Origin of the sequence: Corallococcus aberystwythensis (genome assembly GCF_003612165.1) — a bacterium.
Classification (GTDB): domain Bacteria; phylum Myxococcota; class Myxococcia; order Myxococcales; family Myxococcaceae; genus Corallococcus; species Corallococcus aberystwythensis.
In genome coordinates this window covers 1-10,951 of sequence record NZ_RAWK01000309.1, presented here as the reverse complement: position 1 = coordinate 10,951, position 10,951 = coordinate 1, and the positions used below count along the sequence as shown (strand labels likewise).

Annotated in this window: 10 protein-coding genes; 7 read left to right on the top strand and 3 right to left on the bottom strand. The window is 71.4% G+C overall.

Annotated elements, in window-relative coordinates:
• Nucleotides 1–65: 65 nt before the first annotated feature.
• Nucleotides 66–1,478, bottom strand: a complete 1,413-nt coding sequence (locus D7W81_RS35340; protein WP_120559789.1) for a sigma-54-dependent transcriptional regulator — start codon at nucleotides 1,476–1,478, stop codon at nucleotides 66–68.
• A gap of 151 nt (nucleotides 1,479–1,629) precedes the next feature.
• Between D7W81_RS35340 and D7W81_RS35335 the strand changes: the two genes are divergently transcribed.
• Nucleotides 1,630–2,208 carry an NUDIX hydrolase gene (locus tag D7W81_RS35335; RefSeq protein WP_120559788.1) on the top strand — a complete coding sequence of 193 codons (579 nt, stop codon included), beginning with the start codon at nucleotides 1,630–1,632 and terminating at the stop codon, nucleotides 2,206–2,208.
• 5 nt (nucleotides 2,209–2,213) lie between these two features.
• Here D7W81_RS35335 and D7W81_RS35330 read toward each other — a convergent pair whose 3' ends face one another.
• On the bottom strand, nucleotides 2,214–3,695 hold the full coding sequence (locus D7W81_RS35330; RefSeq protein ID WP_120559787.1) for a sensor histidine kinase: 1,482 nt from the start codon (nucleotides 3,693–3,695) through the stop codon (nucleotides 2,214–2,216).
• Between the two features lie 221 nt (nucleotides 3,696–3,916).
• Here D7W81_RS35330 and D7W81_RS35325 point away from each other — a divergent pair, with 221 nt between their 5' ends.
• Both D7W81_RS35325 and D7W81_RS42115 read left to right on the top strand, forming a co-directional pair.
• Nucleotides 3,917–5,635: a hypothetical protein gene (locus D7W81_RS35325; protein ID WP_147445737.1), complete on the top strand. Its 1,719-nt coding sequence runs from the start codon at nucleotides 3,917–3,919 to the stop codon at nucleotides 5,633–5,635.
• A 144-nt stretch (nucleotides 5,636–5,779) separates the two neighbouring features.
• On the top strand, nucleotides 5,780–6,424 hold the full coding sequence (locus tag D7W81_RS42115; RefSeq protein WP_147445736.1) for a hypothetical protein: 645 nt from the start codon (nucleotides 5,780–5,782) through the stop codon (nucleotides 6,422–6,424).
• Nucleotides 6,425–6,435: 11 nt separating this feature from the next.
• Here the strand turns inward: D7W81_RS42115 and radA are convergent, their stop codons facing one another.
• Nucleotides 6,436–7,797, bottom strand: a complete 1,362-nt coding sequence (gene radA, locus D7W81_RS35315) for a DNA repair protein RadA (protein WP_120559784.1) — start codon at nucleotides 7,795–7,797, stop codon at nucleotides 6,436–6,438.
• 180 nt (nucleotides 7,798–7,977) lie between these two features.
• Here radA and D7W81_RS35310 point away from each other — a divergent pair, with 180 nt between their 5' ends.
• The 4 genes from D7W81_RS35310 to bioD form a co-directional block, all read left to right on the top strand.
• Nucleotides 7,978–8,247, top strand: a complete 270-nt coding sequence (locus D7W81_RS35310) for a GlsB/YeaQ/YmgE family stress response membrane protein (protein WP_120559783.1) — start codon at nucleotides 7,978–7,980, stop codon at nucleotides 8,245–8,247.
• A 171-nt stretch (nucleotides 8,248–8,418) separates the two neighbouring features.
• A complete protein-coding gene (bioB, locus tag D7W81_RS35305; RefSeq protein WP_120559782.1) occupies nucleotides 8,419–9,444 on the top strand; it encodes a biotin synthase BioB in 1,026 nt (341 codons plus the stop codon).
• Nucleotides 9,441–10,622 carry an 8-amino-7-oxononanoate synthase gene (bioF, locus tag D7W81_RS35300; RefSeq protein ID WP_120559781.1) on the top strand — a complete coding sequence of 394 codons (1,182 nt, stop codon included), beginning with the start codon at nucleotides 9,441–9,443 and terminating at the stop codon, nucleotides 10,620–10,622. The genes bioB and bioF overlap by 4 nt, the downstream gene beginning before the upstream one ends.
• A partial coding sequence (bioD, locus tag D7W81_RS35295; RefSeq protein WP_147445735.1) for an ATP-dependent dethiobiotin synthetase BioD occupies nucleotides 10,612–10,951 on the top strand: 340 nt, incomplete at its 3' end. The genes bioF and bioD, both read left to right, overlap by 11 nt.

Here is a 10,951-nt window from a genome sequence, read left to right as displayed (position 1 = left end):
GTGGAAAGTCATGGGGCCGGGGCGGGGGTGACGGATTTCCGAGGCCCCGGGCGCGAGCACTCCGCTCAGGCCTGGCCTTCGTCGGGGCGCTCGCCGCGCGGCAGGAAGCCGTACTTCTCCAGCTTGTAGTAGAGCGCGGAGGTCTTGATGCCCAGGAGCCGGGCGGTCTCCGTCTTCACGCCGCCCGCCTTCTCGTAGGCGCGGGCGATGAGCTGGCGCTCCAGGTCCTCCAGGATGTCCGGCAGGGGGCGGTCCCCCTGGGGCACTGGCAGCCCGGCGTCCATGCGCGGCGTCTGGCCCGCCAGGTGCGAGGGCAGGTCCTGCGGGGTGAGCGTCTCGCCCTCGGCGAAGACGAGCGCCTGCTCCATCACGTTCTCCAGCTCGCGCACGTTGCCGGGCCACGCGTGGCGGGTGAGCGCGTGCAGCGCCGCGTCGTCGATGCCGGTGACGCGCCGGTTGACCCGGGGCGCGTGCTTGGCGACGAAGTGGCGCGCGAGCGCGGGCAGGTCCTCGGGGCGCTCGCGCAGGGGCGGCAGGGTGAGCGGGACGATGTGCAGCCGGTAGTAGAGGTCCTCGCGGAAGCGGCCCGCCTTCACCTCCGCCTGGAGGTCGCGGTGCGTGGCGCTCACCACGCGCACGTCCACCTTGAGCGTCTCCTCGCCGCCCACGCGCTGCAGCTCCTTCTCCTGGAGCACGCGCAACAGCTTCGTCTGCACGGAGGCGGGAATCTCTCCAATCTCATCCAGGAAGAGGGTGCCGCCGTCGGCCAGCTCGAAGCGGCCCAGCTTGCGCTTCACCGCGCCGGTGAAGGAGCCGCGCTCGTGGCCGAACAGCTCGCTCTCCAGCAGCGTCTCCGCCAGCGCCGCGCAGTGCACGACGACGAAGGGGCCGTCCTTGCGCGGGGAGCGCTGGTGGAGCATCCGCGCGACCAGCTCCTTGCCGGTGCCGCTCTCGCCGCGCACGAGCACGGTGGCGTCGCTCGCGGCGACCTTGCGCACCTGGGCGAGCAGCTTCTGCATGGGCTCGCTGTCGCCCACGAGGTCGCGGTGGGTGAGGGCCGCGTCGGCGTCGTGCGCGTCCGTGCGGGCGGTGAGGCGCTCCACCTGGCGTCGCGTGGCGGACAGCTCCAGCCCCTTGTCCACCTTGGCGCGCAGCACGTCCGGCGGGAAGGGCTTGGTGATGAAGTCGTAGGCGCCCTCCTGCATGGCCTGCACGGCGACCTCGATGGTGCCGAACGCCGTCACCACCATGACGACGGCGCCCGGGTCCGCCTGCTTGAGGGCGCGCGTCACGGCGATGCCGTCCATGCCGTCCATCTTCAGGTCCGTGACGACCAGGTCGAAGGGGCCCTTCTTGTACGCGGCGAGCCCGTCCGCCCCGCTCTTCACCGCGGACACGGTGTGGCCGGAGCGGGTGAGGGTGACGGTCATGCCCTCGCGGAGGGTGTCGTGGTCGTCGATGACGAGGATGCGGGCCATGCGTCTGCTCGGGGGGAGGGGGTGGGGTGCCGCCGGTGGGCTGCGGCGGAATGCACACGCCAGGCCACCCTACACCGGACCGGCCGGGGTGCACGTGGGGCCGCCTTGAAAGGGCTGGCGTCTGGAGCGCGGCGGGTGTCTATCCCGGCGCATGGCCCACGTCCCTGTCGCCCTCGTTGACCTGCTCACGCGCCACGTCCCCACGGACGACAAGGAGCGCGAGGACCTGGCGCGCATGCGCCGCTTCGCCACGTCGCTGGAGGCGCCCTTCTCCCGTGCGCAGGGAGAGGCGCACTTCACCGGCAGCGCGGTGGTGGTGGACGCGGCGGGCGGCCGGGTGGCGATGCTGCACCACGCGAAGCTCAAGCGCTGGTTGCAGCCGGGCGGACACGCGGAGGCAGGGGACGCAGGCGACATGGAGGCCACCGCGCTGCGCGAGGCCCGTGAGGAGACCGGCTGCCGCGTGCACCTGCACCCCACGGCGCCGCGCCCGCTGGACGTGGACGTGCACGTCATCCCCGCGCGCAAGGACGAGCCCGAGCACTGTCACCTGGACGTGCGCTACCTGGTGGTGGCGGAGGACCCGGAAGCGCTCGCGCATGATCCGGCGGAGTCCTTCGGCATCCAGTGGCTGGGGTGGGACGAAGCGCTGACCCGCGCGGACGAAGCGCCCCTGCGCCGGATGCTGCTCAAGGCCCGCGAGGCATTGCGCGCGGGTGGGGCGGCGTAGGCGGCTCAGGAACCCGCTCGCGCGGCGCCTGCCTCCAGAGGACAGGGCAGCGTCAGCGTGAACACGGTGTCGCCGGGCGTGGAGCGCAGGGAGAGCTCTCCGCCATGGGCCCTGGCGATCTTGCGCGCGAGCGGCAGGCCCAGGCCGGTGCCCTGCTCGCGGGTGGTGAAGAAGGGCTCGAAGATGCGCTCGCGTTCGGCTTCGGGCACGCCCGGGCCTGAGTCCTGGACGTCGATGGCGTAGCGGCCGTCGCGCAGCTCGCCGCGAACCCGCACGCGGCTTCCCGCGGGCGCGGCCTGCACGGCGTTCTTCACCAGGTTCACGAGCGCGGCGGTGAGCAGGCTGCCATCCGCCTCCAGGTGCGCGGGCGCGGCGGCCATGTCCAGGGACACGCCCTTGCCCTGGGCCTCCGCGGAGAGCAGCTCGCACGCGTTGGAGACGAGGTCGGGCGCCTCCATGGGCGCGCGCGCCAGCGGCTGTTCGCGGGCGAAGGCGAGGAAGTCCTCGACGATGCGCTGGAGGTACGCGACCTCGCGCTGGATGCGGTCCACGTGGCTGTTCGCGTCCGCGTGGGCGCCCGCGCGCAGGTCCTCTTGCAGCAGGCCGGAGAAGAGCGCGATGCCGCCCAGCGGGTTGCGCACCTCGTGGGCCACGCCCGCGAGCATGAGCTTGAGCTGCCGGTCCCGGCTCTCCAGCGCGCCGCGCATGACCTCCAGCTCGCGCGCGAGCACGCCGATTTCGCGGGTGGGCTCCGGAGGCACGGGCGTGGTCAGGTCACCCCGGCCGATTCTCAGCGCGGAGTCCATCAGCCGCTGCAGCGGACGGGCCAGTCCCCGGGCGGTGATGATGGCGATGAAGGCAAGCGCGACGAGCGCCACGGCGCTGGCCATGACGAAGGTGCGCCACAGCCGCCGCAGCGGTCCGAAGAAGGCCGCGCTGCCCTCCACGCCGATGGCGCCCACCACCTGTCCGTCCTGGACCACGGGCGCGTAGCCCGTCTTGTAGAGCAGCCCGTCGGTGCCGGTGAAGAGCACCTGGCTGGCGGCGCGCTTGCCGGCGAGGACGCGGGTCAGTTCCAGACGGTCGCGCGCGAGGTCCGGGACCTCGGTGCCCACGGGCAGGTTGCCGCCCACGTCCGCGCGCACGCGGCCCCGTGCATCCACGGCGTAGACGCGGCGCACGCCGCTGGCGGTGCGAACCCCGTCCAGCAGGCGCACGAGGTTGCGCCAGGTGCGGGTGCCGGACACGTCGTCGCCGGGCTCGATGGTGAGCATGCGCTCGCCGCTGACCTGGCTGGCGGTGGCGGCGGCGAGCGCGGACAGGCTCGCGCCCAGCTCGTCCTCCAGGCTCGCGCGGGCGAGCGCGTAAACGGAAGCGCCCGCGAGCGAGAGGAAGAGCAGGGTGGGCAGGAGGAACGCCAGCAGCAGCCGCGCGGACAGCGACCCCAGCGCGTCCCGCAGACGGAAGGAATGGGGGCGGTGCTTCATCCGGGCGGTGCTCCTCGCACCCCGCATCAAACGGCATGCCCCGCTCGCTGGCCAGTCCTCGTTCCGCGTTCCGGCGCGAGGGGAATCCCCCTGACGGGTGATGGCGGTGGCTGTCCGGGTCTGGCGTTGATGGCTTCACGGCCGGACGTCACGTGCGTCAGGAAGGGGCTCACGAAACACGTCAGTCCCGCTTGGTAGATGTAAGGGATTGGGGGCGCGACATGCCGGATGGATGGCTGGGGAGATTCGGTGGAAGCGTCGCCCTGTTGCTGACGGTGGTGGCCTGCGGGACACCGGGCTCCCGGACCCTGCCGGTGGGGATGCACGGCTACGGGCGCTATCACAGCGCTTCGCCGGTTTCGTTCGCGCGGGACTCCGTCGTGAGGAACGCGGGTTCGCGCGGCACCGTGGGGGGAGAGGAATTGGGGCGCTACCTCGCGTTCATCCGCGAGAAGCGAAGCGCCTTGAAGCAGCCCGCCGTGATGGAGGTGGAGCGCCAGGTGGGCCATGCCGCGCTCAATGACCTGCTGCTCTGGGCTTCCGCGCGGACGGAGGAGGAGCTCGCGAGAGACGAGCCGCTGGAGGTGTACCTGCGGCTGAAGGCCCGGCACGCGCAGGCCCTGCTGGAGGACGGCAAGCGGTCCGCTCGCGCGGAGGCGAAGCTGGAGGAGTTCCACCGCTGGGCGGATGCGCGCCGTCAGGCCCTGGCGGACGCGCACTTCCGCCGGCTCGGGGGGGACGGACTGCTCACCGAGAGCCCGCTCTACGAGGAGACGCAGCTGGCGCTGCTGGATGCGGTGCTGGACTGGGCCTCCACGCACCTGGACGACCCGGACTTCCCGCGCAAGAGCCCCAGTGAGGTGGCGCTCTACCTGCTGGCGCGCGACAGCCTCCTCGCGTCGGCGGTGGAGGCGGGCCGCTTCGCGCCCCCGGCGTGGGACCCGGCCCGTGAGCCTCCGGGCGTTCCGCCGGAAGAGGTGGTGCTGGAGATCGCCCTGGGGCTGCTGCCCGTCACCGGCGAGGTGGGGGACTTGAGCGGCGTGGTGCTGGGGCAGAGCCTCCTGGGGCATCCGCTGACGGACGGCGAGCGGCTGCTGTGCGCGGTGAGCGTGGTGCTGCCGGTGGTGTCGGGGCGCCTGCTGTCGGAAGGCGTGCAGGGCGCGGAGCGGGTCGCGCTGCTCACGGGCCGGAGCCTGCGTGAGGTGCAGGTGTTGCAGCGGGTGGTGCAGCACCTGTCGCCACGGGAGGCCCAGGAGCTCCGCCGGGTGCTGCGCGCGGCGGGGCGCGGTGAGTCCGTGTCCGCGGAGGACGTGGAACGGCTGCGAGCCATCGCGATGCGGCTGGAGGCGCCGCTCGCCGAAGCAGGGCGCGTGCTGGCCCAGGGCAAGCGCGTGGCCCTGGTAGGCTCACGGGCGACAGAGGAAGGTGCGCGGCTGGTGCCGGGCAGCGCGGAGCATCTGGCGCAGGCGTGGGTGGACTACCAGTTCCGTCACCCGGGCAAGTATCCGAGCTTCAAGTACGCCGTGGATCCGGAGTGGGAGCGGCTCTACCAGACGGTCATCAAGAACAAGGGCGCGGGCAGTGCGTTCGAACAGTCCGTGCTTCAGAGCCGGAAGCTGCCGAAGAACACGGACCTCCTGCTGCCGCCCCCGGGCAGCAAGGCCGAAGGGTTCGTCCCGGATGCCGTGACGGGGCACAAAGGGGACCTGGTCTGGGGCGGTGCCTACGACTTCGTGGAGGTGAAGGGCCGCGCGGAGCTGGCGCTCACGGGGAACATCAAGGCCATGATTAAGTACGTACAGAAGTACGGTGGCTCCCTCGAACTCTGGATCCGTTCCGCCAAACATCCCGAGGGGGCGACGCGGTTGACCGGGCCACTTCAGGCGGAACTTGAAGGCCTCAGGCGGTCGGGCCAGGCCAACATCCAGCCCTTCCCTTGAAAGCTGCTCATGGCGTTGCGCTATCTGAGAACCCGCTGGTCACTTCTCCCGGGTGTTCCATCGACGAGCACCATCCGTGAACTCCTCCGCCGGTTCTTCGTGGAGGGCCAGTGGTTCCAGCCCGTACGCTACGGAGGGGTCGGCGTGGATGAACGGTTTGAGTCAGGTACTTTCGACCTGAATGCGGTCGCGGCCTGCTACGACGAATCCAAGCGCCTCTTCATCGGGGCGAAGACAGATCGAGACTTCCTCCACCTCTCCCCTGAAAAAAATGGGCAGTACCCCTTCATCGGTTCGTTCAGCTGGTACACATCGATTGTGGAGGCCCGAACGGCCCGGTGGCGCGAGGCCCATCTGCGTCAGGTCGTCGAAATCATGCACCTGCTGGGCTCGCCCCTGGTCCAGTCAGGCCCCGATGACGATTTCCAGCGCAAGGGAGACCGGGTCGAGCCCAACGCAGATGGCTTCGGCTCCACCCTTGTTTTCAACCTGCGCGACTACAGCGAAGGCCTGGAAGGCCTCTACTGGCGCAACATCTTCGGTGCCCCCTTCGTGGACGTCTTCGGCCCGCGCCTGGACGCCATCCCCGCGTCCCAGCGCCAGTCTCTCGACGGTGGCCTCGTCCTCGTCCAGCCCTATGAGCTTCCCACCCAGGCCATGACCCCGGAGGGCGACGCCGCGGAAAGCCAGCTCATCGCCACGCTGGGCCGCGAGGCCTTCTTCGACCTGCCCACCCTCACGAAGCCCTCGCGCGTGCCGGACGTGTCCTGGATGCGCTCCAAGCACTGACCCCCGCGCCGTCAGTCGAACATCGCCGCCAGCGCTTCGCCCAGGGTCTCCACGCCCACCACCTGGAGCTTCGTCTCCTCCACGCGCCGCGCACTGCCCGCAGGCAGCACCACCCGCTGGAAGCCCATCTTCGCGGCCTCCGCGAGCCTCGAGTCCACCTGGCCCACCGCGCGCACCTCGCCCGCGAGCCCCACCTCCCCCAGCACCAGCGTCTTCGCGTCCAACGGCCGGTTCTGCAGGCTGCTCACCAGCGCCGCGCACACCGCCAGGTCGCACGCCGGTTCGCTCAACTGCATGCCGCCCGCCACGTTGACGAACAGGTCGCAGCCCACCAGCGGAATCTCCTCCTTCTTCTCCAGCACCGCCGCCAGCAGCGCCACGCGGTTGCCGTCCACGCCAATCGCCGTGCGCCGCGCGGTGCCGTAACCCGTGGGTGCCACCAGCGCCTGCACCTCCACCAACAGCGGCCGCGTGCCGTTGAGCGTGCTCGTCACCACGCTGCCGGACTTGCCCTGGGGGCGCTCGGAGAGGAACAGCGCGGACGGGTCCGCCACCTCCACCAGCCCCGCGCCCTTCATCTCGAAGACGCCAATCTCGTTGGTGCTGCCGAAGCGGTTCTTGTGCGCGCGCAGCAGGCGGAACGGGTGGCCCCGCTCGCCCTCGAAGTAGAGGACCGTGTCCACCATGTGCTCCAGCACCCGGGGACCCGCGATGGAGCCCTCCTTCGTCACGTGCCCCACCAGGAACGTGGGCACCCCGCTGCGCTTGGCGAACGCCATCAGCCGGCCCGCCACCTCGCGCACCTGGGTGATGCTGCCCGGCGCGTTGCCCAGCTCCGGCAGGTACATGGTCTGGATGGAGTCCACCACCAGCGCCTGCGGCTTCAGCGCCTCCGCGGCCTGGAGCACCCGGTCCGCGTCCGTCTCCGCGAACAGGTGGATGGCCTCACTCTCCACCCGCAGGCGCTCCGCGCGCATCTTCGTCTGCCGCAGGCTCTCTTCACCTGACACGTAGAGCACCGGCCCGTGCCGCGCCAGCTTGTCCAGCGCCGCCAACAGCAGCGTGGACTTGCCGATGCCCGGGTCACCGCCCAGGAGCACCAGCGAACCGCCCACCACGCCGCCGCCCAGCACGCGGTCGAACTCCGCGATGCCCGTCCTGCGGCGCACCTCCGTCTCCCCCGTCACGTCCTGGAGCTTCACCGGCCGGGAGGCGCCCCCCGACGCGCCCCACGCCGGGCGCTTGTCGTCCACCTTCGCTTCGGTCTCCTCCAGGAGCGAGCTCCAGGCGCCGCAGTCCGGGCACTTCCCGAGCCACTTCGCCGTCTGGTAGCCGCAGGCCTGACAGGTGTAGTGCGTCTTCGCCTTCGCCATGGGTTGGAGTCTCTATCCCAGACCCCTGACGTTTCCTCGCCTCATGCTTACGCCATGCCAGGGGAGCAGGCAGGCAGGCTGTCGTGGATCAGGTAGCGGGTTGCCCCACAGGGAGGGACAGCCCAGTTTCTGGTCCACGGGCGACGCGAGATAGCGCGCCCCCCACACAGGGAGAGTGCCATGGGGATTATCGCTTTTCTGGTGATTGGTCTGGTCGCGGGTCTGATCGCTCGAGCCATCATGCCGGGCAACCAGTCGATGGGGCTCATCGCCACCACGCTGCTGGGAATCGCGGGTTCGTTCGTGGGTGGTTTCGTGGGTTCGCTCTTCTCGCGTGACGGTCGGGCCTTCGACCTGCACCCCACGGGCCTGCTCTTCTCCGTGCTGGGCGCGCTGGCCGTGCTGTTCCTCGTGGGCCTCGCCGGCCGCGGTCGTCGCGTCCACGTCTAGTCACGCAGGGCTCCTCGACCGATGAGGCGGGAGACAGCCAAGGGACGTCCGTCGCGTACGGACGTCCCTTTCTGTCTTTGCGGGCACTCGTCAACCCCCTGACGAACGAGCGTTGACAATGGCCTTCCGGCCACGCACCGTCCGCCTCCTGACGTCTCCCAAGGAGCCCCCATGTCCGACACCGCCGAGTCCTTCCACGGCCACGCCCACCACGCCGCCCCCGCCCCGGAAGGGGTGACGGTGCGGCACGACTGGTCGCTCGCGGAGGTGAAGGCGCTGTACCAGTTGCCGCTGCTGGATCTGGTGCACAAGGCGCAGACGGTGCACCGGCAGGTGTTCGTGGAGAACAAGGTGCAGCTGTGCTCGCTGCTCTCCATCAAGACGGGCGGATGTCCGGAGGACTGCGCGTACTGCCCGCAGGCGGCGCGCTACAAGACGGGCGTCAAGGCGGAGAAGCTGATGGCGGTGCCGGAGGTGCTGGCCGCCGCGTCCCAGGCCCGCAAGGCCGGGGCCACCCGCTTCTGCATGGGCGCCGCGTGGCGTGAGGTGAAGGACGGTCCGCAGTTCGACAGCGTGCTGGAGATGGTGAAGGGCGTCCGGGCCCTGGGCATGGAGGCGTGCGCCACGCTGGGCATGCTCTCCGACAGCCAGGCGAAGCGCCTGCGCGAGGCGGGCCTGTCCGCGTACAACCACAACCTGGACACGTCCCCGGAGCACTACGGCGACATCATCTCCACCCGCACCTATGACGACCGGCTGAAGACGCTCAATCGGGTGCGCGACGCGGGCATCTCCGTGTGCTGCGGCGGCATCATCGGCATGGGCGAGTCCGTGGACGACCGCTGCAACCTGCTGCGCACGCTGGCCAACCAGGAGGTGCACCCGGAGTCGGTGCCCATCAACGCGCTCGTGCCCGTGGAGGGCACGCCCCTGGCGGATCAGCACCGCGTGGAGACGGTGGACATGGTGCGCACCATCGCCACCGCGCGCCTGCTGATGCCCCAGGCCATGGTGCGCCTGTCCGCGGGCCGCATGCAGATGAACGAGGAGGCGCAGCTGCTCTGCATGATGGCGGGCGCGAACTCGCTCTTCTTCGGGGAGAAGCTGCTCACCACCGGCAACCCCGAGTACACCCAGGACATGGCGCTCCTGGAGAAGGCGGGCATCCGCCCCCTGGAGCCCCGGCAGGACCGGTGAAGCCCGCCTCGCACGTCGCGGAGGGCTGGGCGCGCGAGGACCTGGAGGCCCTGTCCGCGAAGGGCCTCCGCCGCGTGCTGGAGCCGCTCGACTCTCCCCAGGGCGCGGAGGTGCGCGTGGGGGAAGAGCGGCTGGTCAACTTCTCCTCCAATGACTACCTGGGGCTCGCGGCGTCGCCCGCCGTGCGGGCCGCGGCTGCGTCCGCGCTGGAGCGCTACGGCGTGGGCACCGGCGCCAGCCGTCTGGTGGTGGGGGACATGGTGCCGCACCAGCGGCTGGAGGCGCGGCTCGCCCGCTTCGAGCGCGCGGAGGCCGTACGCCTCTTCAACTCCGGCTACGCGGCCAACACCGGCATCCTGCCCGCGCTGGTGGGCCCCGGCGACGCGGTGTTCTCCGACGCCCTCAACCACGCCTCGCTGGTGGACGGCTGCCGGCTGTCCCGCGCGCGCGTCGTCGTCTATCCGCACGCGGACGTGGCCGCGCTCACCCGCGCGCTCGACCAGACGCCCGCGCGGCGCAAGCTGGTGGTCACCGACAGCGTCTTCTCCATGGACGGGGACGTGGCCCCGCTGCGCGAGCTGGTGGCCGCGTGTGAGGCCCACGGCGCCGCGCTGATGGTGGACGAGGCGCACGCCACCGGCGTCCTGGGCGCGCGCGGCGCGGGGCTGTGCGAGGCGCTGGGCGTGGAGGCGCGGGTGGACCTGCGCATGGGCACGCTGAGCAAGGCGCTGGGCGGACTGGGGGCGTATGTCGCCACCTCGCGCGCGGTGGCGGACCTGCTGGTGAGCCGCGCGCGGCCGTTCGTCTATTCCACCGCGCTGCCCGCCGCCCTGTGCGCCGCCGCGGAGTGCGCGGTGGACCTGGTGGAGCATGACCCCGCCCCGCGCGAGCGGCTGTGGGGACACATCCACCGCTTCACCGACGGGCTGCGCGCCCTGGGGCTTCCCGCCGAACCCCGGAGCGCCATCTTCCCGGTCATCCTGGGCGAGCCCTCGCGCGCGCTGGACGCGGCGAGGTGCCTGCGCGAGGCGGGCCTGCTGGTGAAGGCCATCCGCCCGCCCACCGTGCCGGACGGCACCAGCCGGCTGCGCTTCTGTCTCTCCGCGGCCCACACGACGGGCCACATCGACCTGGCGCTGGAGGCCCTGCGCCGGGTGGGAGTCTCCCGTGGTTCCTGACGCACTCCAGTTCTTCGTCACCGGCACGGACACCGGCGTGGGCAAGACGCAGGTGTCGTGCGCGCTCCTGTCGCTCCTCAAGGACGCGGGCCACCAGCCCCAGGGCTTCAAGCCCTATGAGAGCGGCTGCGCGTCGCTGAAGGCCCCGTCGGACGCGCTGGCGATGCGCGAGGCCGCGGGCAGCACGCTGCCGGTGGAGGCCATCTGCCCGCACCGCTTCAAGGCGCCGCTGGCCCCGGGCATCGCGGCGGCGCGGCTGGGGACGGAGCCGGACTTCAGGGTGACGCTCGCGGCGTGGAAGCGGCTGAAGGGCGGGGCGGTGGTGGTGG

What these genes read in the sequence shown, in the direction of transcription:
- D7W81_RS35340 (WP_120559789.1), bottom strand. Translation starts at nt 1,478, where the DNA reads ATGGCCCGCATCCTCGTCATCGACGACCACGACACCCTCCGCGAGGGC.
- D7W81_RS35335 (WP_120559788.1), top strand. Translation starts at nt 1,630, where the DNA reads ATGGCCCACGTCCCTGTCGCCCTCGTTGACCTGCTCACGCGCCACGTC.
- D7W81_RS35330 (WP_120559787.1), bottom strand. Translation starts at nt 3,695, where the DNA reads ATGAAGCACCGCCCCCATTCCTTCCGTCTGCGGGACGCGCTGGGGTCG.
- D7W81_RS35325 (WP_147445737.1), top strand. Translation starts at nt 3,917, where the DNA reads ATGCCGGATGGATGGCTGGGGAGATTCGGTGGAAGCGTCGCCCTGTTG.
- D7W81_RS35310 (WP_120559783.1), top strand. Translation starts at nt 7,978, where the DNA reads ATGGGGATTATCGCTTTTCTGGTGATTGGTCTGGTCGCGGGTCTGATC.
- bioB (WP_120559782.1), top strand. Translation starts at nt 8,419, where the DNA reads ATGTCCGACACCGCCGAGTCCTTCCACGGCCACGCCCACCACGCCGCC.
- radA (WP_120559784.1), bottom strand. Translation starts at nt 7,797, where the DNA reads ATGGCGAAGGCGAAGACGCACTACACCTGTCAGGCCTGCGGCTACCAG.